Origin of the sequence: Nocardia africana NBRC 100379 (genome assembly GCF_001612635.1) — a bacterium.
In the GTDB taxonomy this organism is placed as follows: Bacteria; Actinomycetota; Actinomycetes; order Mycobacteriales; family Mycobacteriaceae; genus Nocardia; species Nocardia africana.
Genome location: NZ_BDAV01000005.1, coordinates 295,321 through 322,135, shown reverse-complemented (window position 1 = coordinate 322,135; position 26,815 = coordinate 295,321). Strand labels below are relative to the sequence as shown.

Sequence of the window (26,815 nt, the reverse complement as noted above, 5' to 3'; positions counted from 1 at the left end):
ACCCGTGTCGGAACCGATGATTACCATCGGCAGGGTGATCACGCTGGATATCCCCTATACGGGCCACGTCGCGCCGGGTTCGAATCCGCAGCAGCGCGATGTGCCGGGCGCCCGGATCGTCAAGTTGTCGGTCGGCGGTATGGACAACAACGTCTATCTGGTGCAGGACACCGCCACCGGTGACGCGGTGCTGATCGACGCCGCCAACGAATCCGAACGCATCCAGGCCTTGCTGGACCAGGAGGTGCCCGGGCGGCTGCGGCTGATCGTCACCACCCATCAGCATTTCGACCACTGGCAGGCATTGAGCGCGGTGGTCGCCGACACCGGTGTACCGACCGCCGCGCACGCCCTGGATGCCGAACCGCTTCCGGTGCGGCCGGATCGGCTGCTCGCCGACGGTGACACCGTCTCGATCGGCGAACTGGAGTTCGAGGTCGTCCACCTGCGCGGACACACCCCGGGATCGGTCGCGCTGGCGTTCACCGACGGCTCCGGCCGCACCCATCTGTTCACCGGCGACTGCCTGTTTCCCGGCGGTGTCGGCCGCACCACCTCCCCGGAAGATTTCGACTCCCTCTACAGCGACGTCACCACCAAGGTGTTCGACCGCTTCGGCGACGATACGGTCGTCTACCCGGGCCACGGCGACGACACCACCCTGGGTGCCGAGCGTCCGCAGCTCGCGCAGTGGCGGCAACGCGGTTGGTGAGCGGTTCCGGTGCCCGGCAGCGGTGAGGATCCGGCGCTGCGCAGCCGCGAGGATCCGGCGCTCCGCAATCGGGGCGTGACCGAGCACTGGCACACTCGGGGAATGCCCTCCGCCCTCACCCATCCCGCCCCGGTCCGCCCGCCCGCCGCACCGCGCCGTCCGCGCGGGTCGGCGGTCGCGCGCTGGGTGCGCCGGGTGATCGCCGGCACCGTTGTCATCGGGGTCGTCCTCGTCGGCGGCACCGCCTTCCGGGTCTGGCAGGTGGCGCGGATCGACGACTACAGCCGGGCCGACGCGATCGTGGTGCTGGGCGCCGCGCAATACGACGGCACCCCGTCCTCGGTGTTCGAGGCACGGCTCGGCCAGGCATACCACCTGTACACCAAAGGTGTTGCGCCGCTGGTGATCACGGTCGGCGGCAAACAGGTGGGCGACAACTACACCGAGGCCGCCTCCGGTAAGAACTATCTGAAGAATCGCGGGGTGCCCGCCGACCGGGTGCTGGCCGTGGAGACCGGATCGGACACGCTGCAGAGTATCGAGGCGGTCGCCACCGCGATGCGGGCCCGCGATCTGTCCTCGGCGGTGCTGGTCAGCGATCCGTGGCATTCGCTGCGCACCCGCACCATGGCCCGTGACGCCGGCCTGGACGCGTGGACCGCGCCGACGCGCACCGGCCCGGCGGTCTACACCCGGGAGTCCCAATTCCACGGCATCGCCCGCGAAACCGGTGCGCTGCTGTGGTATCAGCTCACCCACTTCTCCGCGGATTTCAAATACACAGCGGAGCAGTGAGAAACGTACCAGGCGGTATCCTTCATGAGTTTCGACGCGATGCCCGAATGCCCGTATGTCGACAGCGATCACGAGCGCATGGTGTCCGAGACCTCGCCCACGGCGGGGTTGCGATGGTCGCCCGCACCGGCGCGCCGCAGCGACTTCGCGCGGGACCGGGCGCGGGTGCTGCATTCGGCGGCTCTGCGGCGATTGGCCGACAAAACCCAGGTGATGGGCCCCCGTGACGGCGACACGCCGCGCACCCGGCTGACCCACTCGCTGGAGGTCGCCCAGATCGGGCGCAGCATCGCCGAGGGGCTGGGCTGTGACGCGGATCTGGTCGATCTGGCCGGGCTGGCCCATGACATCGGTCATCCGCCGTACGGCCACAACGGCGAACGCGCCCTCGACGAATTCGCCGACGCCTACGGCGGGTTCGAGGGCAATGCGCAGAACCTGCGGATTCTGACCCGGCTGGAGCCGAAGGTCTTCGATGCGGCGGGCGAGAGCTACGGCCTCAACCTGACTCGCGCCGCTCTCGACGCCACTGTCAAATACCCCTGGGGCAGAACGGCTTCCGGTGCGAAGTTCGGCGCCTACGACGCCGATCTGGACCGGATGAACTGGGTCCGCAAGGGCGCGCCCGAGCGTCGGCAGTCGCTGGAATCGCAGGTCATGGACTGGTCCGATGATGTGGCGTACTCGGTGCACGATGTCGAGGACGGGGTGATCGCGGGCCGGATCGATCTGCGCGCGCTCGCCGATCCGGCCGAACAGGCCGCCCTCGCCGAACTGGGCCAGCGCCAGCACCGCGACCTGTCCGCCGACGATCTGATCGCGGCCGCCCAGCGGCTCTCGCAGTTGCAGGTGATCGCCGAGGCCGCCGCTTACGACGGCACCCTGCGCGCCTCGGTCGCGCTCAAGCGGCTGACCAGCGATCTGGTCGGCCGGTTCGCGACCGCGGCGGTCGAGGCGACCCGTGCGGCATGGACCGGGCAGTCGCTGTGCCGCTACGCCGCCGACCTCGAGGTGCCGGCCGTGGTAGCGGCGGAGGTCGCGCTGTTGAAAACGGTCGCGCTGCGCTACGTGATGTCCGACCCCCGGCATCACGAACGCCAAGCCGAACAGCGCGAGCGCATCCACTTCGTGGCCGACCGCCTGCTGGCCGGTGCTCCCCAGGGCCTCGACCCGATCCTGCTGCCGTGGTGGGAAGCGGCCGACGACGACACCGCCCGGGTGCGCGTGATCGTCGACCAGATCGCCTCCTACACCGAGAGCCGATTGGAGCGGATCGCGGCCCGATGACCCCGGTCGTCGGCGTGGGCCGGCCGGTACGCGGCTAGACTCGGATGCCGTGGCAGGTCGACTTCCGGATCGCGATATCGCGGCAATACGTGAACGCGTACGCATCGAGGATGTCGTCGGTGAATATGTGTCGCTCAAGCGGGCCGGTGCGGACTCGCTGAAGGGGCTGTGCCCGTTCCACGACGAGAAGTCGCCATCGTTCCACGTGCGGCCGAACCACAGCCACTTCCACTGCTTCGGCTGCGGGGAGAGCGGCGACGTGTTCGCGTTTCTGCAGAAGATCGACCACGTCGGATTCGTCGAGGCGGTCGAGCAGCTGGCCGATCGGATCGGCTACACGATCAACTACGAGGGTGGCGGGACCTCGGTGCAGCGCGACCGCGGTACGCGCTCCCGGCTGGTCGCCGCCAATGCGGCCGCGCACGAGTTCTATCAGGCGCAACTGCGCGAACCGGGCGCGGAGGTGGCTCGCAAGTACCTCACCGACCGCAATTTCGATGCCACCGCCGCACGGCATTTCGGCTGCGGTTACGCCCCGGCGGGCTGGGACACGCTGACGAAATACCTGTTGCGCAAGGGTTTCGACATCAAGGAGCTGGAGGCGGCCGGGCTGTCCAGGCCCGGCCGGCACGGCCCCATGGACCGGTTCCACCGCCGGCTGCTGTGGCCGATCCGGAATCTGAGCGGCGACGTCATCGGCTTCGGCGCGCGGCGCCTGTTCGACGACGATCAGGTGACCGCCAAGTACATCAACACGCCGGAGACGGTGTTGTACAAGAAGTCTCAGGTGCTGTTCGGGCTCGACCACGCCAAGCGGGAGATCGCCAAGAGCCATCAGGCGGTGGTCGTCGAGGGCTACACCGATGTGATGGCCATGCATCTGGCGGGCGTGACGACCGCGGTCGCCTCCTGTGGCACCGCCTTCGGCGACGAGCATCTGTCGATGCTGCGCCGGTTGCTGATGGACGACAATTTCTGGCGCGGCGAGATCATCTACACCTTCGACGGTGATGCCGCCGGCCAGGCCGCGGCGCTGAAGGCCTTCTCCGGTGACCAGAAACTGGCCGGGCAGACGTACATCGCGGTGGCGCCCGACGGGCAGGATCCGTGTGAACTGCGGCAGCGGTCCGGCGACGGGGCGGTCCGCGATCTGGTCGCACGGCGGGTCCCGTTGTACGAGTTCGTGATTCGCGGCCTGCTCGCCGACCACAACCTCGACACCCCCGAGGGGCAGGTGGAGGCGCTGCGGCGCGCGGTGCCCGTGGTGGCGCAGATCAAGGACAACGCGCTGCGCAAGGCATATGCCACGAAGCTGGCCGGCTGGGTCGGCTGGGACGACATCCAGCTGGTGGTGCGACGGGTCGGCGACCATGCTCGCCGCGGCAAGCCGGTGAAGGGTGTGCCCGGCCGCGAAGCGGTCGCCGAGACAACGGTCGCGGATTCGGCCGCCGCCCGTCCGAATCCGGGGGATCCGGTGCTGCTGCCGCAGCGCCAGGTTCTGGCCGCCGCCCTGCAGTATCCGGCGACCGCGGGACCGATCTTCGACAGCCTCGAGCCCGAAGCGTTCACCCATCCCGCCTACGCCGCCGTGCGTGCCGCGCTCGCCGCCGCCGGTGGCACCGCCGCGGGACTCGGTGGCGCGGAATGGGTTTCGCGCGTCGCCGACCACACCGACGATCTGATGCTGCGCGCACTGGTCTCCGAACTGGCCGCCGAGCCGCTTCCGGTGAAATCGATGGACGACATCCCTCGATTCATCTCCGGCGTGCTGGCGCGGGTACAGGAGGCGTGGGTCGGGCGCCAGGTCGCCGCGCTCAAGTCGAAACTGCAGCGGGTCTCGTCGACCGAACAGCCGGACGACTACATGGCCCTGTTCGGCGATCTGGTCGCACTCGAGCAGTACCGCAAGAGCCTGCTCACCCAGGCCATGGGCAACTCGGATGATTTCAACGTGGCCTGATCGTTCCATTCGGAATGAGATCGACGTCTTTTTCTCGTTCGGCTGGAGCTACGGCGGACTGATCGCCCTGGAGGCGGCGTGTGAGCGGTCGGATCTGCGGTCGGTGATCGCCTACGAACCGGTCTCGGCGCCCTTCGCGCCCGCCGCGATCCCCGCGCTGCGCACCGCCGTCGACCGCGGCGATCCGGATGCGGCCGTCCGGCTGGTCAACACCGACGTATCGGGCTTCTCCGCGGAATATGTTGCCGCGCTGCGGGAATCGCCGGCGTGGGCGGTGCTGCGGCCGCCGGCCGCGCCGCTGCCGACCGAACTCGCGGCCATCGAGGCGTACCCGGTGGACCTGCGGCGGTATCGCGCCCTGACGGTTCCCGTCACCCTTCTGCTGGGCGAACTCAATGCAGGCGCCGAACCCTACGGCACCGCCTTCGGCCGCATCGCCGGCGCACTGCCGCAGGCCCGCATCGACCAGCTGCCGGGGCAGGGACATCTGGCCCATGCTCAGGCGCCGCACCTGCTCGCCCGGCACATCGCCGCCGCAGTGCGCGCGGGCACCGAGGACGAGCCCGGGAAGATCGGCTCGACCGGTGGGTAGGGCAGGTTCGGTGGCGCGCGGTCCGGCGGGGCCGTCGGCCGCCGGGACCGCGGCTCAGCGGCGGAGCTGGTCCTGAGGCACGAGAACGGTGGTGCGCTCGTCGATCGGCTCCATGGGTTCGAGCCGCGGCTGCGTATTGAGACGATCCGACAGCTTCTGGCGGCTGGCCTGAACCAGCTTGCGGGTGACCGGGCTGGCGGCGACAGCACGGGTGGTCTTGCTGATCTGCTCGTAGCGAGCCCGCCCCGCCTTGGCCCCCAGCACATAACCGGCTGCGACGCCGATGATCAACCGCAGCATTCTTTCGGGCTCCTCCCAGTAGCTGTCCGCGCCGTACATCCTGCCCGACACCGAGCCGGACTGTCGATCCGGCACCACCTTGCCAGACCCCACCGACAATTTCCGATCCCTGCCGCCGGCCCCTCGAATTCCGCACCCGCACACCCCGGTTGGCGACCGCTGCCGCGGCCGCGCCGCCCACCCCCGACACGCCACCGCATTCTGCATTTCCGCAGCTCCCGGGCCGATTTGGGGAGCGGACCGGACATAAGCTAAAGTTTGTGCTCGGCTGGCCCGCACGGGCTGACCGGAGCAATCCCCTATAGCTCAATTGGCAGAGCAGCCGACTGTTAATCGGCAGGTTTCTGGTTCGAGTCCAGATGGGGGAGCGTAAACAGCCCCTGGCCTGTGGGAACGTACCACAGCCAGGGGCTGAACTCGTTCTACGGCCGGGACGAACGCCGCCCCGGTTGTCCGACGCGGATCCTCACCGCCGGGTGGTCGCAGTGCGCGGGGATACGATGTGCGCCGCGAACGGGGTCACGAGGAGATCGATGGACGAGGCGGCACACGAGCAAGCGAGTCCCGCTGTGCGGGCGCGCATTCGGGACAGTTTCGAGCGGCAGGGGCTCATGCGTCATCTGGGCGCCCGGCTCGCCCATATCGGGCCGGGGCGGGTGCATATCGAACTGCCGCACCGGCCGGAGGTGACGCAGCAGCACGGGTATGTGCACGCCGGGGCGACTAGCGCCATCGCGGACAGCGCCGGCGGATATGCGGCGTACACGCTGTTCCCCGACGACTCGTCGGTGCTGACGGTGGAGTACAAGATCAATCTGCTGGCGCCGGCCGAGGGGGATCACCTCGAGGCGGTCGGCGTCGTCCTCAAATCGGGGCGCACGCTGACGGTGTGCAGGCTGGAGGTGTTCGGTGTGCGGGACGATCGGCGCACGCTGATCGCCACCGGCCAGCAGACGCTGATCTGTCTGAGCGGCACATCGGATCAGCCGATGCGGAAGCCGTAGCCGACGATCCCGGGACGGGAGTTGATCTCGGCCAGCACGCCCTCGATGCCGGAGAACCAGAACGGGCCGTCCGGTGTCGTGGGGTTGATCTGCGAGTCGATGCCCACCAGACCCGTGCCCTGGTATGCGGGACCGCCGCTGTCGCCGTTGAGGCCCGGGACGGAGGTGTGGATCACATTGTCGGTCACCGAATCGACCCGGCCGCTGGTGGAGCGGGTGGTGCTGCCGTATTTGTCGAGGCGGCTGCCGGGGGCCGGGACCGGACCGAAGTGATCGATCACGGCGCCGTTCGGGGCCTCCGTCGAGATGCCGATGCCGGGGCGCAGCGCGATGACGGCCCAATCGCTGGTCGAATCCGATTGCAGCAGTGCCCATTTCGATGTCCAGCTGGCGTAGTGCCCGATCCGGCCGATGGCGGGGGCGACGACGCTCTGCCCGGGGCTGAGCATGCAGTGGCCGGCGGTGAGCGCTACCGCGTTGCCCGCCGCGTCGTGCCCGGCCGCGGTGATCGTGCAGAGGCCGAGTGAGGTGCCGGGCCCCACCATCCGGGTGGGCGAATCGGCGGGAGCCACCGCCGGCGCCGCCAGGACGGCGGCTCCGGCCAACAGCGCGGTCGCGATGATCGATCTCGTCTTCTGCTCGGTCATGGCCCCTCGGCGTCACTCCTCCCTGCCGCGTGCGATGTCGCTGCACTGTTTTCTACGGAAAGGGTGCCGGCCGTCGATAGGGTCTTCGGTCACCCGCCGAGGAATAGTCGCGATCGACTCGGGTAGTGCGCGTGATGGGGAGGCAAAACGCGTCCGAAGAGGAGGATCACGATGGGTAACGAGCAGGAAACCGGGCAGGTCACGGGCACCTTGGACAAGGACTACAACCTGGTCTGGTACACCGAACAGTGCATGAGCAACGCGCTGCGGATGGAGGTCTACAGCCGCGATGCCGAACGAGCCGGCGATGCCGAACTCGCCGACTTCTTCCGGCGCGCACAGGCCGACAGCCGCAAGGGCGCGGATATGGGCAAGGAGCTCCTGGCGCAGCGCCTCGCCGGAGCGGGAGCGCGCTGACCGCTGCCGGCACTGCGGGGGATCAGGTATCGCGGCCCGGAAGGTCTCGTGGGTGATCACCGGCCGCGAACACCATGGCCGGGCGCACGGAGGCGATCGGTTTGCCGTCGTGCTGCCCGGACTCGCCGCATCCAGGCCGGACTGAGCTGGCCATCGGCTGATCACTCGGGATGCCCAGGAGTGCAACGTTTTTCGCTCGACGTGGTGGGCCGGGGCGCTTCCTCGCCGCTGTTTGCCGCGTGGCCCTGTCGATAGCCGCGCGAACGTTTGTCTCCGCACCGGGCGGGTATCGGCTCCGTGACCGAGCGGTTCGGCGTACAGCGGCAGGAGGCCGGGAGATGACGGACAATGTGGCAGGTCGGCCGGGCAACGGTGGCGAAACTCACCAGGAGGCAACCGGTGAGGACGTGCGGCTGACCACCCAGCAGGGTGTGGTGGTGGGGGACGATCAGAACACCTTGCGGGCGGGGGAGCGTGGGCCCGCGCTGCTGGAGGATTTCCATTTCCGCGAGAAGATCTTCCACTTCGACCACGAGCGAATCCCGGAGCGTGTGGTCCATGCCCGCGGTTTCGGCGTGCACGGCTATTTCGAGAACTACGATTCGCTGTCGGATCTGACCCGGGCCGATCCCTTTCAGGAGGCCGGTCGCCGGACCGAGGCGTTCGTCCGGTTCTCCACGGTGGCCGGTAACAAGGGCTCGTTCGATCTGGCCCGCGACGTCCGCGGTTTCGCGGTGAAACTGTATACGCGGGAAGGCAACTGGGATCTGGTGGGGAACAATATCCCGGTCTTCTTCATTCAGGACCCCATCAAATTCCCGGATATAATCCACGCCGCCAAACAGGAGCCCGACCGCGGCTTTCCACAGGCCCAGACGGCCCACGACAATTTCTGGGACTTCGCATCGCTCACCCCCGAATCGACCCACATGCTGTTGTGGATCATGTCCGACCGAGCCATCCCGCGCTCGTTCCGGTTCATGGAGGGATTCGGTGTCCACACCTTCCGGCTGGTGAACGCCGAGGGCCGCTCCACGTTCGTCAAATTCCATTGGAAGCCGAAGCAGGGCCTGCAGTCGGTGGTGTGGAACGAGGCGCTGAAGATCAACGGCGCCGATCCCGATTTCCACCGCCGCGACCTCTGGGACGCCATCCAGTCCGGTGACTATCCGGAATGGGAACTGGGCATGCAGCTGTTCGACGACGAGTTCGCCGATCGCTTCGCCTTCGACATCCTGGATCCGACGAAGATCATCCCGGAGGAGGAAGTGCCGGTGCGCCCGGTCGGCAAGCTGGTACTGAACCGGGTCGTCGACAATTTCTTCGCCGAAACCGAGCAGGTGGCGTTCTGCACGCAGAACATCATCCCGGGTATCGATTTCACGAACGACCCACTGCTGCAGGGCCGCAACTTCTCGTATCTGGACACGCAACTCAAGCGGCTGGGCGGGCCCAATTTCACGCACCTGCCGGTGAACGCGCCGAAATGTCCGTTCGCGACGTTCCAGCAGGACGGCCACATGGCCATGGTCAATCCGAAGGGCCGGGTCAATTACGAACCCAATTCCTGGCCCGACGAGATCAAGGGCCCGCGCGAGGACCCCGAACGCGGCTTCACGACGGTTCCCGAGACCGTTTCCGGCCCCAAACGCCGGCTGCGCCCGGAAAGCTTCGCCGACCATTACAGCCAGGCCCGGCAGTTCTATGTGAGCCAGACCGGGATCGAGCAGCAGCACATCATCGACGCGTTCGTCTTCGAGTTGAGTAAATGCGATCGCGTGGAGATCCGCACCCGGGTCGTCGCCGCGCTGCGCAACGTGCACGAGGATCTGGCCACGGCGGTCGCCGACGGTCTCGGCCTCGCCGAGCTTCCGGAACCGGCCCGCTGTGCGCGCGAGCCGATCACCGATCTGGCGCCCTCGCCGGCGCTGAGTATCGTGCGCAACGGCCCGGAGAGCGTGGCGGGGCGCAAGATCGGCGTGCTGGTCACCGAGGGTGTCGACGCGAAGGCGCTGGCCGAGGTGCGCGAGGCGGTGCAGGCGGAGAAGGCGATCCTCGAGATCGTCGCGCCGAAGGTCGGCGGTGTCACCACCGACGACGGCGGAACCATCGAAGCGGACCAGAAGATCGACGGTGGACCCTCGGTGCTCTACGACGCGGTCGTGATCCTCGCGACCGAAGCGGGAGCCGCCGAACTCGCCACGCTGCCGCCGGCGCGCGACTTCGTCAGCGACGCCTACGCGCACGGCAAATTCATCGCCCATTGCAATGCCGGCGCGCTGTTCGCGGCCGCGGGGCTGACCGGCGATCTCGATGGCGGTGTCCTGGATCTCGCGGCGGGCGCTTCGGTGGCCGAGTTCCTCGGCCGGTGCCGCGAAGTCCGGTACTGGGCTCGGTTCGAGGACTGACGATGACGAGCGCGTCGCGGTTTCGCCGGGCGGTCGTCACCGGGTGTGCCGGATTCATCGGCACCCATTTGTGCACGGCCCTGCTCGAACGAGGCACGGCGGTCGTGGGCGTGGACAACTTCGCCACCGGAGATCCGGACCACATCGCGGAATTGGAGAAGTACCCGGATTTCCGATTCCTCGCCCACGACGTGACGCAGGGGCTGCCGGATGTCGGGCCGGTCGACCTGGTGGCGCATCTCGCCTCGCCGGCGTCGCCGATCCACTACGCCCGGCTCGGGGTGCAGACGCTGCGGGCCGGGGCGGACGGCACCGCGGCGGCGCTCGACCTGGCGGATCGCCACGGCGCGCGGCTGCTGCTGGCCTCGACCAGCGAGGTCTACGGCGACCCGGCCGAACATCCGCAGCGCGAAACCTATTGGGGCAATGTCAATCCCGTCGGTCCGCGCAGTGTGTACGACGAGGCGAAGCGGTACGCCGAGGCCTTGGTGACCGCGTATCACCGCGACCGCGGCACCGATGTGGCGATCGCCCGCATCTTCAACACCTACGGGCCGGGCATGCGTGCCGACGACGGCCGGATGGTGCCCGCGTTCATCGAGCAGGTGCTGGCCGGGGAGCCGCTCACCATCGCCGGCGACGGTGAGCAGACCCGCTCGCTCTGCTACGTCGACGACACCGTGCGCGGGCTGCTCGCGCTGGCGGAGTCGGGCCATCGCGGTCCGGTGAACATCGGGAATCCGCAGGAGATGACGGTCAACGAGATCGCGGCGCTGATTCAGCGGCTCGGTGGCGGTCACTCGCCGATCCGTTCGGTCGACATGCCCGTCGACGATCCGCGGCGGCGATGTCCCGATATCGGTTCGGCGCGTGCGTTGCTCGGCTGGGAACCCACCGTCTCGCCGGAGGAGGGTTTGCGCCGGACACTGGCATGGTTCGCGCAGCGGCGGGCGCGGGCGCGGTTTATGCGATCACACGCCGGGTAGTTCGCCGGCACAAGCCTTGCGACACCTGTGGGAGGTGTTCGATGCGCGTTCTCGGAATCAATGCCATATTTCACGATTCGGCGGCGGCGCTGGTCGTGGACGGCACAATCGTCGCGGCCGCCGAAGAGGAACGGTTCAGCAGGCGTAAGCACGGCAAGCGCCCGGTGCCGTTCTCGGCGTGGGAACAGCCCGGACAGGCCGCGGCCTGGTGTCTGGCCCAGGCGGGACTCACCGCGGCGGATCTCGATGCGGTGGGCTACTCCTACGATCCCGCACAGGTGGACGAGAGCCTCGGCGGCCTGGATCCGAGCTGGGAACCGTTGCGCACCCGGTACGCGGAGCGGGCTCCGTACCTGCTGGCGACCGAGCTGCCCGGGCTGGACCCGGACAAGGTGCGTTTCGTGCGGCACCACGTCGCGCACGCGGCGTCCTGCGGGCTCGCCGCGCCGTTCGGAGACGCGGCCGTGCTGACGCTGGACGGCCGTGGCGAGTCGACGTCGATGCTTGCCGGTGAATACCGCAACGGAAAGCTGGATGTGCTTGCCACGCAACAGCTTCCGCATTCGCTCGGGTTGATGTACGAGGAACTGACCGCCCACCTCGGTTTCCTGCGTTCCAGTGACGAGTACAAGGTGATGGCGCTGGCCTCGTACGGGCAGCCGCGATTCGTGGACTGGTTGCGCGACAAGGTTTTCAGCACCGGCGACGGCGGTTTTCGCACCCACCCGATCAACTGGGACGCCTATGCCCCGAAGCGCGCCCCGCACGAGCCGATGCGGCCCGAACACGCCGACCTCGCCGCCTCGGTCCAGCAGGTCCTGCAGGAGGTGATGCTGGACCTGTGCCGGTGGTTGCGCGCGGCCACCTCGGCGGACAAGCTCACCCTGGCCGGGGGTATCGCGCTGAACTGTGTGGCGAATACCGCGCTGTTCGACCAGGGACCGTTCGACGACATCTGGGTGCAGCCGGCGGCGGGCGATTCGGGCACCGCGCTCGGTGCCGCCCTGGCGATCGCCGCCGAAGCGGGACCACCTCCCGATCCCATGACCACGGCCGCTCTCGGCCGCGGCTTCTCCGACGCCGAGATCGAACAGACGCTGCGCGAGGCTCACATTCGCTACGACCGACCGGCCGACCTGGCCGGCACCGTCGCACAGGCGCTGGCCGGCAACGAGATCGTCGCCTGGTTCCAGGGCCGGGCCGAATTCGGCCCCCGCGCCCTCGGATATCGTTCGCTGCTGGCGCATCCGGGGTACGCCGGAAATCTGGAGCGCCTCAACGCCGTCAAGGGCCGCGAACAGTTCCGTCCGGTGGCGCCGATGGTGCTGGCCGAGCGGGCGTCGCAGATCTTCACCCGCGGGCCACTGCCCAGTCCCTACATGCTTTTCGTCCACGATGTCGCCGAACCGTGGCGGGAGCGTCTGCCGGCGGTGACCCATGTGGACGGCACCGCCCGCATCCAGACCGTCGACGCTGCCGACCAGCCGCTGCTGTCCGGGATGATCGCCCGGTTCGAGGAGTTGACCGGGCTGCCCGTGGTGGTGAACACGAGCCTCAACACCGCCGGCCGGCCCATGGTCGATTCCCCCCGCGACGCGCTCGAGTGTTTCGGTTCCGCGCCGGTGGACCTGCTCGCGATCGGCCCGTTCGTCGTGCGGCGGTGAGCGGCGTGCGCGACGCGGAGATTCCCGGTGGTACCGACTCTGCGGCTCCCGGCGGCACCGACGGTGTGACTCCCGACTACACCATCGTGATCCCCACCATCGGACGAGCCGGATTGGCGAACGTGCTGGCGGCGGTGAATCGGCCCGGTGGTGTGGCCCCGGCCGAGATCGTCGTCGTCGACGATCGGCCGTCGGCCGGTCGATCGGATGCCGTCGAGCCGTTGTCGTTGCCGCCCAGCGAGATTCCCGTGCGCGTGGTGCGCTCGGGCGGTCGCGGACCGGCGGCGGCACGCAACGCCGGGTGGCGCGCGGCCGAGTCGGAATGGATCGCGTTTCTCGACGACGATGTGGTGCCGTCACCGGAATGGCGGACGCGCCTGGCCGAGGATCTGCGTGATCTGCCGGGCGATGTCGCCGGATCGCAGGCACGGCTGTGGGTGCCGCTGCCGGCCGGACGCCGGCCCACCGACGCCGAGCGCGGAACCGCCGCCTTGGCGGGTGCGCGCTGGATCACCGCGGATATGGCCTATCGCCGTGTGGTGCTCGCCGAACTGGGTGGCTTCGACGAACGCTTCCGGCGTGCCTACCGCGAAGACTCCGACTTCGCGCTGCGCGTCGTGCGGACCGGGCGTCACATCACCTCGGGCAGCCGGGTGACCACGCACCCTCCCGCGTCCGGTTCACTGCTGTCGTCGCTGCGCGCGCAGGCGGGGAATGCGGACAACGCGTTGATGCGCCGTAAATTCGGCCGCACCTGGCGCGACGACATCGGCGAGGGCAGCGGCAGACTCGGCACCCACGCGGCGGTCTCGGCGGCGGGGGTCGCGGCCGCGGTGTTCGCGGTGCGCCGTCGCCGCGCGCCCGCCCTCGCGTGTGCGGGCCTGTGGCTGGCGGGAACGGCCGAGTTCGCGGCGCGGCGTATCGGTCAGGGTCCGGCCACCGTTCGCGAGGTCGGTGCCATGGCGCTGACCAGTGTGCTGATTCCACCGGCGGCGTGCTGGCATCGGTTGCGCGGCGAATGGCAGGTGGCACGCGGAACCCGGCGGCCCCGGCCGGCGACCGGCGGATCGGAGGCCGGCCATGAGTGAACGTATCGGCGTCGTGGGAGCCGGGTACGTCGGCACCACCACGGCGGCGGGACTCGCGCATCTCGGGTGGCCGGTGACCGCGGTCGACGTCGACGCCGGCTGTGTCGAACGATTGCGGCAGGGACGCACCGACCTTCACGAGCCGGACTTGGAACCGCTTCTGCGCCAAGGCATTCGCGCCGGACTGCTGGAGTTCGACACCGATATCGAACGGCTCGCGCAGGCGGGTGTGGTCTTCGTCTGCGTGCCGACGCCCGCGACCCCGTCGGGTGCGGCGGACGCCAGTGCCGTCCAGGACGTGCTGGCCACCCTGTTCGATCTGCTGTCTCCCGGCGCGATCATCGTGCTGAAGTCCACCGTCCCGGTCGGCACGGCGCGCACGGCCGGCGAGGCGGCGGGCCGGCACGGGCTGCATGTGGTGAGCAATCCCGAATTCCTGCGGGAAAGTCACGCGGTCTACGACTTCCTGCACGCCGATCGCATCGTCATCGGTGCCGCCGATGCCGAGGTCGGGGAGCGGATCGCGCGGCTGTATCAGGGCGTGGAGTCCCCGGCGGTGCAGATCGTCGATTTCGAAAGTGCCGAGGTGGCCAAGTACGCGAGCAATGCCTTCCTCGCGACGAAGGTGTCGTTCGTGAACGAACTCGCCGAGCTGTGCGAAAAGGTCTGTGCCGATATCGAACTCGTCGGCGAATGTCTGGGTTCGGATCCGCGCATCGGCGCCGCGTTCCTGCGGCCGGGGCCGGGCTGGGGCGGGTCGTGTCTGCCGAAGGACACCGCGGCGCTGCTGCACATCGCCCACGACAAGCAGGTGAACCTGGGTGTGCTGGAGGCCGCGGTGGCGGCCAATCGCGCGCAGACCGACCGCACCGTCACCACCGTCGCGCGGGTACTGGGCCGCACCGGCGAAGACCTGGCCGGGGTGCGGGCCGCGCTGTTCGGCCTGACATTCAAGGCCGGCACCGGCGACCTGCGCGACTCACCGGCCCGGCGCTTGGCCGCCGCCCTGGCCGGACACGGCGCGCAGCTGTGCGTCTACGACCCCACCGTGGCGCCGGCGCGCGGCCGGGATCTGGGCCTGCCGGCCCGGGTGCACATCGTCGACGACCCCTACGACGCCGCGCGGGAGGCGGATGCGGTGGTGGTGGCGACCGAATGGCCGGAATTCGCCAAACTGGACTGGCCGCGCCTGGGCACTCTCACGCGGCGCCGGCTGATCGTCGACACCCGGAATCTGCTCGACGCCGAGGCTCTGCGGCGCGACGGGTTCACCGTGATCGGCAACGGCCGATGAGCCGGGATCGCAGCAGGACGACCGTGGTGATCGCGACCCGCAACCGGGCCGACGAACTGGTCATCACCCTGGACCGCCTCGCCGAGATCGAGCCGCAACCGCCGATCGTGGTGGTGGACAACGCGTCCGACGATCACACGGTGCCGGCGGCGGCCGGATTTCGCGGGCGGATCCGTGCGCTGGAGGTGGTCGAGCTGCCGCGCAACGACGGCGCGGTCGCCCGCAATCACGGCACCCGATGTGCCACCACACCGTTCGTCGCGTTCTGTGACGACGACGCCTGGTGGGCGCCGGGCGCATTGCCGACGGCCGAGCAGCTGTTCGATCGGCATCCCGAGGTGGGGTTGATCGCGGGCCGGACTTTGGTCGGTCCCGACATGCGCGAGGATCCGGTCAACGAGTTGATGCACCGCAGTGCCCTGGGGACCGATCCCCGGGCGCCGGGACCATCGGTGCTGGGATTTCTGGCGGGGGCGGCGGTGGTGCGCCGTGATCCGTTCCTGGCGGCCGGCGGATTCTCCCCGGTGCTGCATTTCGCCGGGGAGGAGACGCTGCTGGCCTACGATCTGGCCGCCGCGGGATGGTTGCTGTGCTATTCGCCGCAGATCGTCAGCCGGCATATGCCTTCGCCGCGCCGGATGCCGAATACCGCCCGCGTCTACCTCGAATCCCGCAACGCCGCGCTCACCGCGGTGATGCGCCGGCCCGTCGGCGCCTGCCTGCGTGAGCTGGCCGCCTTCGGCCGCACGGCGTTGCGCCACCCCAGCGGTGTCCCGGCTCTGGTGAGCTTCGCGGCCCGGATGCCGCACGCGCTGCGGGAACGCCGCCGCCTGCCCGAGCACGTCGAAGCGCAGATCGCGCTGTTGCGGTGAATATGCCGGAGCAGTCCGGGTAGTGCGTCGACAGGGCCGCCGGTTCGGCGACCCGAGTAGTTGTCCGTCGACGAAGGGAACAGACGATGCCCAAGACCACACGGCGCGGTGACCCGAAACAGTCCGAATTGCCCAGCACGATACGGAAATCCGATGAGCACGCGCAGCGGATATTCGCCGAGGTTCACGACTCCGCGCTGGAGGAGTACCGGAGCGAACAACGCGCGCATCGCGTCGCATACGCCGCACTCAAGCACAGTTACGAGAAGGTCGGCGACCACTGGGAGCCCAAGAAGCAGAAGGGTCCCTCCGACGAGCGCGCCCGGCACGGCGGCCCCGAGCCGGCCGGCACGACCGCCGGCGGTGTGGATGCCAATGCGTCGAAACAGCATCTGCTGGATGTCGCCAAGCGCCTCGACATCAGCGGCCGCTCCCGGATGACGAAGAAGGAATTGATCGAATCCATCCAGCGGTCCAACGAGCGCGCCCGCCGGAAGAACTGATTCATCGGCGCACACCCGAAGACCCGCCGCCTCGAGGAGGACACATGAATCGTGAAGCGGGATCACCGGTTTCGCGGAGTCTGGTTCCGGAGATCGCCGACCGCCTCGCCCAGCAGCACGCGACGGTGGTCGTCCTCGGGGACGCGGTGCTCGACGTCTGGATGTGGGGCCGTTCGGAGCGGCTGTGCCGGGAGGCGCCGGTGCCCGTGGTCGACGTGCACACGACGAGCTATCTGCCGGGCGGCGCGGCCAATACCGCGGCCAATATCGCGGCCCTGGGCGCCGAGGTGCGTCTGGTCGCGCTGGCCGGAGCCGACGAGCACGGCACCCATCTGCGCGATTCGCTGCGCCGCTGCGGAGTGGATACGACCTATCTGAGCGTGGCCGACGCCGAGACCGTGGCGAAATGCCGGGTGGTGTCCGGAGACCAGATCGTGGTGCGCTTCGATCGGAGCACGTCGGCGCCGGCGACCGGTGCCGACGTCGACCGGGTGATCGACACCCTGCCCGAGGCGCTCGACGGGGCCGATGCCCTCGTGGTCTGCGATTACGACGGTGTACTCGGGGAGCGGGTCCGGGAGGCGCTGGCCGCCCGCCGGGCCGACCTGCCGCTGGTGATCGTCGACACCCACCATCCGACCCGGTGGGCGGATCTGCGTCCCGATCTGGTGACCCCGAATGCCGACGAGGCCGCACGGGTGCTGGGGATGCCGTCGGCGATGCCGGGGCGGTCCCGCGTGGAATGGTTCGACCGGCACCGCGACCGGCTCTTCGAACTCACCGGCGCCGGCGCGGTCGTGGTGACCCTCGACCGCGACGGCGCGGTGCTGCTGCAGGGGGATCGGCCGCTGCACCGGACCTGGGCCGAGCCCGTGCCGGAGAGCCAATCTCCCGGCGCCGGAGACACTTTCGTCGCCGCGCTGACGCTGGCGCTGCTCGGCCGGCTGCCCTCGACCGCCGCGGTGGAGGTGGCGCAGGCGGCTGCGGATGTGGTGGTGCACCGCACCGGGACCTCGATGTGTTCGACCTCCGAATTGCGCGATCGGCTCGCGCGCAGCGCGGGGGCGGTGTTGTCGGCACGCGACCTCGCCACGGTGCTGGCGCATCAGCGGTCGGCCGGCAAACGGATCGTGTTCACCAACGGGTGCTTCGACGTGCTGCATGCCGGCCATATCGCCTATCTCAACGAGGCGAAACGGCTCGGCGACGTGCTGGTGGTGGCGGTGAATTCGGACCGCAGCGTGCGCGCGCTGAAGGGGCCGGACCGGCCGGTGAACCCCGACCACGAGCGTGCGGCCGTCCTGGCGGCGCTGAGCTGCGTGGATCACGTGACCATCTTCGACGAGGACACCCCGGCCGCCCTGCTGCGCGCGACCACACCCGACCTCTATGTCAAGGGTGGCGACTATCGGCCGGAGATGTTGCCGGAGGCGCCGATCGTGAACGGCTACGGCGGAGAGGTGCGGGTGCTGAGTTATCTGGCCGATCACTCGACGTCGCAGGTCATCGCGCGCATTCGCTCCGGCGCCGCGCCCTAGCGGCCACGATCACTTCCAGCCGAGCAGCTCGTCCACGTCCGCGCGCACCGCCGCGACGGGCACCGTGGACACGAGCGAATCGCCGTGCGGGCAGCGGGGCAGACGCTCGTCGGTGGCGTCGTGTCCGCATGCCGGGCAGTGGGTCTGCCAGGAGATGAGCACGCGGTCGCTGCCGCGGCTCAGCGGCCCGGCGCTGATGACGTTGCCGATCCAGAACACCCCCACGGTCGGTGTGCCGAGTGCCCGGGCGAGATGTCGCGGTCCGCTGTCGTTGCCGACCAGGACCGTGGCGCGGGCGAGCACTCCGCACAGTGTCGGCATATCGGAGCCGACCAGGGTGCGCAGCCTGGCATCGCCGGTCGCCGCGACCGGGATGTGAGAACGCAGATCGGCCACCAGCGCCTGATCCGACGGGCCGCCGATGATCACCACGGTCGCACCGCGGTCCAGGCAGTGGGTGGCGATCTCGGCGAAGGCCTGCGCCGGCCAGCGCCGCCGGGAATCGTTCGCGCCGGGATGCACGATCACCAGCGGGCCGGTCACGGTGCCCAGTGCCGCATCGGCCGCGGCCAGATCCCGGGGTGTGAGTTCCACGCGCGGCTCCAGCACCACCGGCGGCGCGCCGGCCAGCCCGACCACCTCGAGTGCCCGCAACACCTCGTTCTGATAGAAGCGATAGGCGAGGGTGCGATCCAGCGGCGCTGCGCCCTCGGCGCGGGAACCGATGCTCACCCTCGGATTCAGCTGGCGCAGAAAGGGATTCGACCAGGCGCCACCGCCGTGCAGTTGCACGGCCAGATCCACGGGGCGTTCGCGGATTCGGTCGACGAATTCGGTCTCGGCCGGTTGCGCGGGTTCGTTCCAGTCGGTGCGGGTGACCGGGAGGACCGCGACCTCGTCGACCGGTCCGGGCCGGTCCCGCAGGAGTTCGGCATGCAGAGCCGCGCCGAGCAGGGTGATCTCGGCGCCGGGGTAGGCCGCGGCCAAGGCGTACAGGGCCGGCACCGCGTACAGCAGGTCGCCGAGTGCGCCACCGCGCAGAACCACGATGCGCCGCACGTCGGGCACGGTGTCGCCGATCGGGCCGATGCTCGCACCCTCGGTCGCGGGAACAGCAGCGGGCCGCTGAGGTGCCGCTGTCGTGGCCGGGGCTGTCGTCGTCTCGGACATACCGCAGCCCTACCCGTGCGCGCGCGACTCAGTCCTGGTCGTTCACCGACGCCCGGTCGTCGGACTGTTCTGCTCCGGGCCGTTTGCATCGCGTCTGCGCGGGCATGACGACCACAACCGGTTCAGAAGTCGAACGATCGGGCCGGTCGCGGGTCGCATACATCCATGGCACGGTTTCCGCCAGCTATGGCGCAGTTCGAGAGCGCGAGGTCCACCGGCGGCGACGCGGATCGGAGGAAGCGTGAAGATTGCGATGGTGTCCGAGCACGCCAGCCCGTTGGCTCCCCTGGGTGGTGTGGACGCGGGCGGGCAGAACGTGCATGTGGCCGAACTCGCCGCGGGACTGGCCCGGTTGGGCCACGACGTGCGGGTCTACACCCGCCGTGACGACCCCGACATCCCCACCGAGGTGCTGGTAGGAGCGGGATATCGCGTGATCCACGTGCCGGCCGGCCCGCCCGAGCACATCCCGAAGGACGATATCCTGCCGTTCCTGGCCGATTTCGCCGCATTCCTGCGACAGCAGTGGAGTGCCGACCCGCCCGATATCGTGCACGCGCATTTCTGGATGTCGGGTATCGCCGCCGAACTCGCCGCCCGCGATCTCGCCGTCCCGGTGGTGCTGACCTTCCATGCGCTGGGCACCGTGAAGCGGCGCTATCAGGGGCTGGCCGACACCAGCCCGCGCTCGCGTATCCAATCCGAGCGCCGGGTCGCGGCCGGAGCCACGCATATCGTCGCGACCTGTTCCGACGAGGTCCGGGAGCTCGGGAAAATGGGGGTGCCGCGCGAGCGCACATCGGTGGTGCCGTGCGGTGTCGACCTGTCGCTGTTCACGCCCGACGGCCCCGCCGAAGAACCCGATCTGCCGCGGCGGATCGTCTCGGTCGGCCGCATGGTGCGGCGGAAGGGATTCGACACCGCGATCGCGGCATTGTCGGAGGTTCCCGACACCGAACTGGTGATCGCGGGTGGTTCGCCGAGCGCCGAGGACGAGGCCGAGCAGGCGCGATTACGCGCGGTGGCCGCGGAATACGATGTGTCGCAACGAGTTCGGTTACGCGGGCCGGTGCCGCGGGGGGAAATGCCGATGCTGTTGCGCTCGGCCGACGCCGTGGTGTGCACGCCGTGGTACGAGCCGTTCGGCATCGTTCCGCTCGAGGCGATGTCGTGTGCGAAGCCCGTGGTCGCCACCGCGGTCGGCGGAATGCTCGACACCGTCCTCGACGGCGTGACCGGCCGCCTGGTGCCCTCGGGTGATCCCGCGGTGCTGGCCGAGGTGCTCTCGGGCCTGCTCGATACCCGGCAGGCGCGCCAGGCGATGGGGGAGGCGGGGCTGCAACGAGCCCGCGCCCGCTATTCGTGGGATCGGATCTCCAGGGATACCTCGGCGGCCTATCGCCGGACCGCCGCCACGGCCGCCGCGGGCGACATCGCGTCGTCCGCTCGCTGACAGCAGGAGGAACTCGCGGATGAATCAACCGACTCACCCTCTGGGCAATGGCACTCGGCCCCTGGGCAATATCGTCATCACCGGTGGCGCGTCCGGACTGGGCGCGGCGACGGTGAACGCGGTGCGCGCCGCCGGTGGCGTCCCGCTGGTCATCGATCGCAACCGTCCCGATATCGACGTGGACTGGGAGCAAGCCGATCTCGCGGATTCGGCCGCGGCCGAGGAGGCGACGCGCGCGCTGGCCGACCGGGCCGGCGGCCGCATCGACGGCGTGTTCACCGCCGCCGGGATCGATGCCTGCGGCCCGCTGGAGAAAGTGGACGCGACCGCCTGGGAACGGGTGGTGCGGGTGAATCTGCTCGGTACCGCGGCGGTGATCCGCGCCGCGCTGCCGGCGCTGCGCGCGTCGCGCGGTCACGTCGTCACCTGTGCCTCGACCCTGGGCATGCGTGCGCTGCCCGATGCCACGGCGTACTGCGCGTCGAAATTCGGGGTCGTGGGATTCACCCGGGCACTGGCCGCCGAGACGGCCGGTGAGATCGGCGTGACGCTGTTGATCCCGGGCGGGATGGACACGCACTTCTTCGACGACCGCCCCGAGCAGTACGTCCCCGGGCCCGACGTGCGACTCGAACGGCCCGAAAACGTCGCCGACGCCGTCGTTTTCGCCCTCACCCGGCCCGCCGGATCGGAGGTTCGGGAAATGCTGGTGTGCTCGTCCACCGAATCGTCGTGGCCATGACCGTTGCCGCCGTACCGGTTTCGGATCCCCTGCGCGTGCTGGTGTGGCACGTGCACGGATCGTGGATGACCTCCTTCGTCCAGGGGCGTCATCGATATCTGGTTCCGTCCGATTCCCGGCGGCGGCAGTGGGCACTGGGCCGGTGCGGGCGACCGTGGCCCGAATCCGCTGTCGAGGTCGCACCGGCCGATCTGGCCGACGAGCCGGTCGACGTGGTGGTGCTGCAGCGTCTCGAGGAATTCGAGCTGGTGCGCGACTGGCTCGGCCGAGTGCCGGGCCAGGAGGTGCCGGTGATCTACGTCGAGCACAACACCCCCCGCGAACACGCGGCCACCAGCCGGCATCCGCTGGCCGACCGCAGCGACGTGACGTTGGTGCATGTCACCGGGTTCAACCGGCTGATGTGGGACAACGGGCGCTGCCGGGCCGAGACGGTCCCGCACGGAGTCGTCGATCCGGGCTACCGGTACACCGGTGAGCTCGAGCGCGCGGCCTCGATCATCAACGAACCGGTGCGGCGGTGGCGGATCACCGGCACCGATCTGCTCGGTGAACTGTCGCGGGCCGCGCCGATCGACGTCTTCGGCATCGACACCGGCGAGTTGCACAAGTGGGAGCACTGCCCCGCGACCCGGGTTCACGGTGCGGGTGACGTCGGCCAGGAACGGCTGCACACCGAAATCGGAAGGCGGCGGGTGTTCGTGCACACCGCCCGCTGGACTTCGCTCGGTTTATCGCTGCTCGAGGCCATGTACGTGGGCATGCCGGTGGTGGCGGTCGGCGCCACCGAGGCGCCCTGGGCGGTCCCGCCGGAGGCGGGCGTCGTCTCCACCGATCTCGACGAGCTGGCCGGCGCGATCGGCCGCTACCTCACCGATCCGGAACTCGCCCAGCGCACCGGACAGGCCGCCCGGGCCTGGGCGGTGAAGAACTTCGGCATCACCGAGTTCACGCAACGCTGGGACCGGCTGCTCGCCGACACGGTTGCCGAATTCCACAGCGGGAGGCGCAGATGAGCGGCCATGTCCTGGTGGCCCGCCTGGACAGTGCGGGCGATGTGCTGCTGACGGGCCCGGCCGTGCGAGCGGTCGCCGCCCGCGCGGAGCGGGTGAGTTTCCTGGCGGGCCCGCGCGGGCGGGCCGCCGCGCAGCTGCTGCCCGGGGTGAGCCAGGTGCTCGAATTCCACGCCGGCTGGGTCGATTTCGATGCCCCGCCGGTGGATGCCGAATCGATCGCCGAGCTGGTGAAGCTCGTCGACACCCAGCAGCCGGACGAGGCGATCATCTTCACCTCCTTCCATCAGTCCCCACTGCCGCTGGCGCTCGTGCTGCGGATGGCGGGAGTCGCCCGGATCTCGGCGATCAGTCCCGACTATCCGGGATCGCTGCTCGATGTCCGCCATCGACTGGACGACGATGTGCCCGAGGCGATTCGGGCGCTGTCACTGGCCGAGGCGGCAGGCTATCCGTCGGTCGGGCACCGGCTGCGGGTGCGTACCGATCTGCCGGATGTCTCCGCGCTGACCGGTGAGCCGGGCTATGTCGTGCTGCATCCGGGTGCGGCCGTGCCCGCCCGCCGGATGTCGGCGCAGCGGTCGCGCGCGGTCGCGGTGGCCCTGGCCGAGGCGGGATACCGCGTGGTGGTCACCGGCGGCCCGGACGAGCGTGAGCTGACCGCCACCGTCGCCGGGACGCATGCCCGCGATCTGGGCGGAGCGACCGACCTGCCGCAGCTGGCGGCGGTCCTGCGCGGGGCCGATGTGGTCGTCGCGCCCAATACCGGCGCCGCGCATCTGGCGGCGGCCGTCGCGACTCCCGTGGTCTCGCTGTTCGCGCCGGTCGTTCCCGCGATCCGCTGGGCGCCGCACGGGGTTCCGACGGTGGTGCTCGGCGACCAGTCCGCGGCGTGCGCCGGAACCCGGGCCCGGCAGTGCCCGGTCTCGGGCCATCCGTGCCTGAACCGGATCGCCGACGAGGAGATCGTCGACGCGGTGGCGCATCTGCGTGGAGAGAAAACGCGGCGCTCGGCGACCGCGGCGCGGCACGGCGGCCCGCCGGCGGTGCTGTTCGACCGCGACGACACCCTGATCATCGATGTGCCGTATCTGTCCGATCCGCAACTGGTGCAGCCGGTGCCCGGTGCGGCCGCCGAACTGGATCGGCTGCGCCGGGCCGGAGTGCGGATCGGGGTGGTGAGCAACCAGTCCGGGGTGGGCGCGGGCACCATCACCCCGGAGCAGCTGGCGGCGGTGACCGCGAAGGTCGAGGATCTGCTCGGTCCCATCGACACCTGGCAGATCTGCCCACATCGCCGCGACGAAGGCTGTGACTGCCGCAAACCGCAACCGGGACTTGTCGTTTCGGCCGCCGAGGCGCTGGGGACCACGCCCGACCGCTGTGTCGTGATCGGTGATATCGGCAGTGATGTCGAGGCGGCCGCCGCGGCGGGCGCGCGGTCGGTGCTCGTGCCCACGGCGAAGACGCGGCCGTCGGAGATCGCCTTCGCCGCGGTGGTCGCCCACGTCGCACCGGACCTGCGGACCGCGGTCTCGCTGGCACTTGCCGAACTCGACGGGAAGGAGGCGCTGCCATGATCGCACCGGGAGACGACTATCGCCGTCACGACGTCGCCGGCATCGGCGCCGAATTGGAGGAGCATTTCGAACTCCTCGGCACGGCGCTGCGCAGGAACGTGCGCCCCTCGGTCGCCCGCATCTGGGACTGGGGAGAGCGATTGGCTCGTGTCTATCGCGACGGGGGCAGATTGTTCGCCTGCGGTAACGGCGGCAGCGCGGCGGAGGCGCAACATCTGACCGCCGAGCTGACCGGGCGTTTCCGGGAAGAGCGCAGACCGCTGTCGGCGGTCGCACTGCACGCCGACACCTCGAGTGTCACCGCGATAGCCAACGACTACGGATTCGACGAGATGTTCGCCCGCCAGCTGCGGGCGCACGGCCGGCCCGGAGATGTGCTGGTCGCGTTGTCCACCAGCGGTTCCAGCGGCAATGTCGTCGCCGCGGCGAAGGCCGCCTCCGAAATCGGCCTGACCAGCTGGGCGTTGACCGGCCCGGCGCCGAATTCGCTGGCGTCGCTGTGCGACGACGCGGTGGCGGTGGAGGCGGCGTCGACAGCGACGGTGCAGGAAGTCCACCTGGTGCTGGTCCACGCGCTGTGCACGGCCTTGGACTCCGCGCTGCGGGAAGCCTCGTGACCGGGCCGCTGGTCGTCGTCGGGGATGTGCTGCTCGACAGCGATATCGAGGGCCGCGCCGACCGTCGCAGTCCCGACGCCGGCGTTCCGGTGGTCGACGTCCGCACCGGGATCTGGCGCCCCGGCGGTGCGGGGCTGGCCGCCCTGCTGGCCGCTCGCGACGCCGGTGAGGTGGTGCTGGTCGGCGGATTCGGTGACGACGAGGCCGGCCACCGGCTGCGCCGGCTGCTGGCGGGGCGCGTGCGGGTGGCGCCGCTGCCGATGCCGGGAACGACGGTGTGCAAACAGCGGATTCGCGCCGTCGGCCCGTGCGCTCCCGTCGCCGCCGACGGTGCGGCCGATCGCCCGGTCTCGGTGGTGCGTGTCGACTCCGGCGACGGCCGGATCGGGCACGGTCCGCTCCCCGATGAGGTCGAAGCCGAATTCGGCTGTGCCCGTGCGATTCTCGTCGCCGACTACGGCCACGGCGTCGCCGCCCACCCCGGGATTCGCGCCCTGCTGGGCCGGCGCCTGCACGACATTCCCGTGGTGTGGGATCCCCATCCGCGCGGTCCGGCGCCCGTCGCCGGGGCGAGCTTGGTGACACCGAATCGCGACGAAGCCGCGAGCCTGGTGGGCGGCGACGGCGGGTTCGGGGACCGGGCTCGTGAGCTGAGCCGCCGGTGGTCGGCGCGGGCGGTGGCGGTCACGCTCGGCGCCGAGGGCGCGGTGCTCTACCGTCGCGGAACGAAAGGCACTGTCGCCGTGGGGATATCGCCGGATCTTCGATGCGGGGAGGGATACGACGTGTGTGGCGCCGGCGACCGATTCGCCGCGGCGGCCACCGCGGCGCTGGCTTCCGGTGATTCGGTGACGAACGCGGTCCGCCGTGCCGTCGATGTCGCGGCGCGGTTCGTCCGCGACGGTGCGGTGTCCTCGCTCGGGATGGGCGAGATGCGAGCGGATCGAACGGTCGTGGCCGCCGCGCCGAGCCGGGCGGCAGATCCACCGTCATGGGTGTGACGCTGGTCCTGCGGGCGCTGGGGCTGGGTGATCTGCTGACGGCGGTGCCTGCCCTGCGAGGGCTGCGGGCCGCGCACGGCGACGACCATCTGGTGCTGGCGGCTCCCCGCTGGCTGGCGCCGCTGGCCGACCTCGCCGACTGTGTCGACGAGGTCCTCCCGACCGCCGGTCTGGGCACACTGCGCTGGGACCGCCCACCACCCGATCTCGCGGTGAATCTGCACGGCAGTGGTCCGCAGAGCATCGAGGATCTGCTGAAGGTCCGCCCCGCACGCCTGATCACCCACCGGCATCGGGACTTTCCCGAGGTGGCGGGCCCCGCCTGGCCCGACGGAGTGCACGAGGTGCATCGCTGGTGCCGGCTGCTCGAGTCGGCGGGCATCCCGGCCGATCCGACCCGCCTCGAACTCCGGAGGCCGGACGTCGGCGCCCCGGCCGGCCGCGTCGTGGTGCACCCCGGAGGCAGTTCGAAGGCGCGGCGGTGGCCGCCCGACCGCTTCGCCGCCGTCGCCGCCCACCTGCGGACGTTGGGTCACCACGTCGTGGTCACGGGAAATGCCGAGGAGGCCGCGCTGGCGGCGCAGGTCGCCGACGCGGCGGGCCTGCCTCGGCGATCGGTGCTGGCCGGTGCGCTCACGGTGACCGAATTGGCCGCCGTCGTCGCGCATGCCGCCCTGGTGATCAGCGGGGATACCGGCGTCGGACATCTCGCCAGCGCCTTCGGCACGCCGTCGGTGGTGATCTTCGGGCCGACCCCGCCGGCGTGGTGGGGTCCGCCGCCCGAACCGGCCCATATCGCCCTGTGGGCGGGGCATATCGGCGATCCGCACGGCGCCGAACCGGACCCCGGATTGTTGCGGATCCAGCCCGTCCAGGTGATCGTGGCAGCGATCCGGCAACTGCGATGTTTCGGCTCGGATCCTGGTGGTATCGCGCCGTCGTTCCATTCCCGTACGGACAGTACCGAGAGAGGAGAAACGATGAGCCAGAAGGTGAATCCCATTCAGGTGCAGAAGTATCTCTCCGGCGTGGACTATCCGTGTGACCGCCGCGATATCGTGCGCGCGGCGCGCAAGAACGGCGCCGGCGCGGAGATCGTCGACGCGCTCGAGAGCATGCCCGACCGTATGTTCGACGGGCCGAATGCGGTGAGCGAGGCCGTATCCTGACCT

At 69.9% G+C, this 26,815-nt stretch carries 25 protein-coding genes and 1 tRNA gene; 23 read left to right on the top strand and 3 right to left on the bottom strand.

The features are described 5' to 3' along the window. The first annotated feature begins 16 nt into the window (after positions 1-16). The 5 genes from NA3_RS06715 to NA3_RS06695 all read left to right on the top strand — a co-directional run bounded on the left by NA3_RS06715 (position 17) and on the right by NA3_RS06695 (position 5,346). Complete coding sequence (locus tag NA3_RS06715; RefSeq protein WP_062962927.1) at positions 17-712, top strand: MBL fold metallo-hydrolase; 696 nt, start codon at positions 17-19, stop codon at positions 710-712. A 102-nt stretch (positions 713-814) separates the two neighbouring features. Beyond that, entirely contained in the window at positions 815-1,507 is a 693-nt protein-coding gene (locus NA3_RS06710) for a YdcF family protein (protein WP_062962926.1), read from the top strand. A gap of 24 nt (positions 1,508-1,531) precedes the next feature. After that, positions 1,532-2,794 carry a deoxyguanosinetriphosphate triphosphohydrolase gene (locus NA3_RS06705; RefSeq protein WP_227994979.1) on the top strand — a complete coding sequence of 421 codons (1,263 nt, stop codon included), beginning with the start codon at positions 1,532-1,534 and terminating at the stop codon, positions 2,792-2,794. Positions 2,795-2,843: 49 nt separating this feature from the next. Next, positions 2,844-4,754, top strand: a complete 1,911-nt coding sequence (dnaG, locus tag NA3_RS06700) for a DNA primase (protein WP_062962640.1) — start codon at positions 2,844-2,846, stop codon at positions 4,752-4,754. After that, complete coding sequence (locus NA3_RS06695; protein ID WP_062962639.1) at positions 4,735-5,346, top strand: alpha/beta fold hydrolase; 612 nt, start codon at positions 4,735-4,737, stop codon at positions 5,344-5,346. The genes dnaG and NA3_RS06695 overlap by 20 nt, the downstream gene beginning before the upstream one ends. A gap of 54 nt (positions 5,347-5,400) precedes the next feature. On the opposite strand, the gene NA3_RS06690 is transcribed toward NA3_RS06695, so the two are convergent. Further along, complete coding sequence (locus NA3_RS06690) at positions 5,401-5,646, bottom strand: hypothetical protein (protein ID WP_036499775.1); 246 nt, start codon at positions 5,644-5,646, stop codon at positions 5,401-5,403. A gap of 295 nt (positions 5,647-5,941) precedes the next feature. On the opposite strand from NA3_RS06690, the gene NA3_RS06685 reads away from it, so the two are divergent. Together NA3_RS06685 and NA3_RS06680 are read left to right on the top strand one after the other, a co-directional pair. Continuing rightward, positions 5,942-6,014, top strand: a tRNA-Asn gene (locus NA3_RS06685). 165 nt (positions 6,015-6,179) lie between these two features. Then, positions 6,180-6,650 carry a PaaI family thioesterase gene (locus NA3_RS06680; protein WP_062962638.1) on the top strand — a complete coding sequence of 157 codons (471 nt, stop codon included), beginning with the start codon at positions 6,180-6,182 and terminating at the stop codon, positions 6,648-6,650. On the opposite strand, the gene NA3_RS06675 is transcribed toward NA3_RS06680, so the two are convergent. After that, positions 6,629-7,297 (bottom strand): trypsin-like peptidase domain-containing protein, encoded by a 669-nt coding sequence (locus NA3_RS06675; RefSeq protein ID WP_062962637.1) that lies wholly within the window; start codon positions 7,295-7,297, stop codon positions 6,629-6,631. The two genes, NA3_RS06680 and NA3_RS06675, sit on opposite strands and share 22 nt — an antisense overlap. Positions 7,298-7,468: 171 nt before the next feature. Here NA3_RS06675 and NA3_RS06670 point away from each other — a divergent pair, with 171 nt between their 5' ends. The 9 genes from NA3_RS06670 (at position 7,469) to rfaE2 (ending at position 18,067) form a co-directional block, all read left to right on the top strand. Then, on the top strand, positions 7,469-7,714 hold the full coding sequence (locus NA3_RS06670) for a hypothetical protein (protein WP_062962636.1): 246 nt from the start codon (positions 7,469-7,471) through the stop codon (positions 7,712-7,714). A gap of 338 nt (positions 7,715-8,052) precedes the next feature. Continuing rightward, the gene (locus NA3_RS06665; protein ID WP_062962635.1) at positions 8,053-10,122 is read left to right on the top strand and encodes a catalase; all 2,070 of its coding nucleotides are present in this window, start codon (positions 8,053-8,055) and stop codon (positions 10,120-10,122) included. A gap of 2 nt (positions 10,123-10,124) precedes the next feature. Further along, positions 10,125-11,108 carry an NAD-dependent epimerase/dehydratase family protein gene (locus NA3_RS06660; protein ID WP_062962634.1) on the top strand — a complete coding sequence of 328 codons (984 nt, stop codon included), beginning with the start codon at positions 10,125-10,127 and terminating at the stop codon, positions 11,106-11,108. A gap of 41 nt (positions 11,109-11,149) precedes the next feature. Continuing rightward, on the top strand, positions 11,150-12,772 hold the full coding sequence (locus NA3_RS06655) for a carbamoyltransferase family protein (protein WP_062962633.1): 1,623 nt from the start codon (positions 11,150-11,152) through the stop codon (positions 12,770-12,772). After that, a complete protein-coding gene (locus tag NA3_RS06650; protein ID WP_233427277.1) occupies positions 12,769-13,860 on the top strand; it encodes a glycosyltransferase family 2 protein in 1,092 nt (363 codons plus the stop codon). Before NA3_RS06655 ends, NA3_RS06650 begins: the two co-directional genes overlap by 4 nt. Next, positions 13,853-15,154 carry a UDP-glucose dehydrogenase family protein gene (locus NA3_RS06645; RefSeq protein WP_062962632.1) on the top strand — a complete coding sequence of 434 codons (1,302 nt, stop codon included), beginning with the start codon at positions 13,853-13,855 and terminating at the stop codon, positions 15,152-15,154. The genes NA3_RS06650 and NA3_RS06645 overlap by 8 nt, the downstream gene beginning before the upstream one ends. A gap of 23 nt (positions 15,155-15,177) precedes the next feature. Then, a complete protein-coding gene (locus NA3_RS06640) occupies positions 15,178-16,026 on the top strand; it encodes a glycosyltransferase family 2 protein (protein ID WP_233427276.1) in 849 nt (282 codons plus the stop codon). 86 nt (positions 16,027-16,112) lie between these two features. Then, positions 16,113-16,529 (top strand): ChaB family protein, encoded by a 417-nt coding sequence (locus NA3_RS06635; protein ID WP_062962630.1) that lies wholly within the window; start codon positions 16,113-16,115, stop codon positions 16,527-16,529. 44 nt (positions 16,530-16,573) lie between these two features. After that, positions 16,574-18,067 carry a D-glycero-beta-D-manno-heptose 1-phosphate adenylyltransferase gene (rfaE2, locus tag NA3_RS06630; RefSeq protein WP_062962629.1) on the top strand — a complete coding sequence of 498 codons (1,494 nt, stop codon included), beginning with the start codon at positions 16,574-16,576 and terminating at the stop codon, positions 18,065-18,067. A 9-nt stretch (positions 18,068-18,076) separates the two neighbouring features. On the opposite strand, the gene NA3_RS06625 is transcribed toward rfaE2, so the two are convergent. Continuing rightward, positions 18,077-19,237 (bottom strand): glycosyltransferase family 9 protein, encoded by a 1,161-nt coding sequence (locus NA3_RS06625; RefSeq protein WP_063917324.1) that lies wholly within the window; start codon positions 19,235-19,237, stop codon positions 18,077-18,079. 241 nt (positions 19,238-19,478) lie between these two features. Between NA3_RS06625 and NA3_RS06620 the strand changes: the two genes are divergently transcribed. From NA3_RS06620 to NA3_RS06590, 7 genes are read left to right on the top strand one after another with little or no spacing between them, the layout of a single operon-like run. After that, on the top strand, positions 19,479-20,690 hold the full coding sequence (locus tag NA3_RS06620) for a glycosyltransferase (protein ID WP_062962628.1): 1,212 nt from the start codon (positions 19,479-19,481) through the stop codon (positions 20,688-20,690). Between the two features lie 19 nt (positions 20,691-20,709). Beyond that, positions 20,710-21,432: an SDR family oxidoreductase gene (locus tag NA3_RS06615; protein WP_062962627.1), complete on the top strand. Its 723-nt coding sequence runs from the start codon at positions 20,710-20,712 to the stop codon at positions 21,430-21,432. Next, positions 21,429-22,448 carry a glycosyltransferase gene (locus NA3_RS06610; protein ID WP_218021773.1) on the top strand — a complete coding sequence of 340 codons (1,020 nt, stop codon included), beginning with the start codon at positions 21,429-21,431 and terminating at the stop codon, positions 22,446-22,448. The genes NA3_RS06615 and NA3_RS06610 overlap by 4 nt, the downstream gene beginning before the upstream one ends. Then, positions 22,445-24,025 (top strand): HAD-IIIA family hydrolase, encoded by a 1,581-nt coding sequence (locus NA3_RS39230; protein WP_084491278.1) that lies wholly within the window; start codon positions 22,445-22,447, stop codon positions 24,023-24,025. The genes NA3_RS06610 and NA3_RS39230 overlap by 4 nt, the downstream gene beginning before the upstream one ends. After that, positions 24,022-24,642, top strand: a complete 621-nt coding sequence (locus tag NA3_RS06600; RefSeq protein ID WP_062962626.1) for a D-sedoheptulose-7-phosphate isomerase — start codon at positions 24,022-24,024, stop codon at positions 24,640-24,642. The genes NA3_RS39230 and NA3_RS06600 overlap by 4 nt, the downstream gene beginning before the upstream one ends. Beyond that, positions 24,639-25,643, top strand: a complete 1,005-nt coding sequence (locus tag NA3_RS06595; RefSeq protein WP_062962625.1) for a PfkB family carbohydrate kinase — start codon at positions 24,639-24,641, stop codon at positions 25,641-25,643. Before NA3_RS06600 ends, NA3_RS06595 begins: the two co-directional genes overlap by 4 nt. Next, a complete protein-coding gene (locus NA3_RS06590; protein ID WP_227994982.1) occupies positions 25,640-26,812 on the top strand; it encodes a glycosyltransferase family 9 protein in 1,173 nt (390 codons plus the stop codon). Before NA3_RS06595 ends, NA3_RS06590 begins: the two co-directional genes overlap by 4 nt. The last annotated feature ends 3 nt before the right edge of the window (positions 26,813-26,815 follow it).

Coding starts and splice junctions, on each gene's coding strand:
- NA3_RS06680 (WP_062962638.1), top strand. CDS start 6,180: ATGGACGAGGCGGCACACGAGCAAGCGAGTCCCGCTGTGCGGGCGCGC.
- NA3_RS06715 (WP_062962927.1), top strand. CDS start 17: ATGATTACCATCGGCAGGGTGATCACGCTGGATATCCCCTATACGGGC.
- NA3_RS06665 (WP_062962635.1), top strand. CDS start 8,053: ATGACGGACAATGTGGCAGGTCGGCCGGGCAACGGTGGCGAAACTCAC.
- NA3_RS06675 (WP_062962637.1), bottom strand. CDS start 7,297: ATGACCGAGCAGAAGACGAGATCGATCATCGCGACCGCGCTGTTGGCC.
- NA3_RS06690 (WP_036499775.1), bottom strand. CDS start 5,646: ATGCTGCGGTTGATCATCGGCGTCGCAGCCGGTTATGTGCTGGGGGCC.
- NA3_RS06705 (WP_227994979.1), top strand. CDS start 1,532: ATGAGTTTCGACGCGATGCCCGAATGCCCGTATGTCGACAGCGATCAC.
- NA3_RS06610 (WP_218021773.1), top strand. CDS start 21,429: ATGACCGTTGCCGCCGTACCGGTTTCGGATCCCCTGCGCGTGCTGGTG.
- NA3_RS06615 (WP_062962627.1), top strand. CDS start 20,710: ATGAATCAACCGACTCACCCTCTGGGCAATGGCACTCGGCCCCTGGGC.
- NA3_RS06635 (WP_062962630.1), top strand. CDS start 16,113: ATGCCCAAGACCACACGGCGCGGTGACCCGAAACAGTCCGAATTGCCC.
- NA3_RS06600 (WP_062962626.1), top strand. CDS start 24,022: ATGATCGCACCGGGAGACGACTATCGCCGTCACGACGTCGCCGGCATC.
- rfaE2 (WP_062962629.1), top strand. CDS start 16,574: ATGAATCGTGAAGCGGGATCACCGGTTTCGCGGAGTCTGGTTCCGGAG.
- NA3_RS06660 (WP_062962634.1), top strand. CDS start 10,125: ATGACGAGCGCGTCGCGGTTTCGCCGGGCGGTCGTCACCGGGTGTGCC.
- NA3_RS06655 (WP_062962633.1), top strand. CDS start 11,150: ATGCGCGTTCTCGGAATCAATGCCATATTTCACGATTCGGCGGCGGCG.
- NA3_RS06625 (WP_063917324.1), bottom strand. CDS start 19,237: ATGTCCGAGACGACGACAGCCCCGGCCACGACAGCGGCACCTCAGCGG.
- NA3_RS06695 (WP_062962639.1), top strand. CDS start 4,735: ATGATTTCAACGTGGCCTGATCGTTCCATTCGGAATGAGATCGACGTC.
- NA3_RS06670 (WP_062962636.1), top strand. CDS start 7,469: ATGGGTAACGAGCAGGAAACCGGGCAGGTCACGGGCACCTTGGACAAG.
- NA3_RS06710 (WP_062962926.1), top strand. CDS start 815: ATGCCCTCCGCCCTCACCCATCCCGCCCCGGTCCGCCCGCCCGCCGCA.
- NA3_RS06645 (WP_062962632.1), top strand. CDS start 13,853: ATGAGTGAACGTATCGGCGTCGTGGGAGCCGGGTACGTCGGCACCACC.
- NA3_RS39230 (WP_084491278.1), top strand. CDS start 22,445: ATGAGCGGCCATGTCCTGGTGGCCCGCCTGGACAGTGCGGGCGATGTG.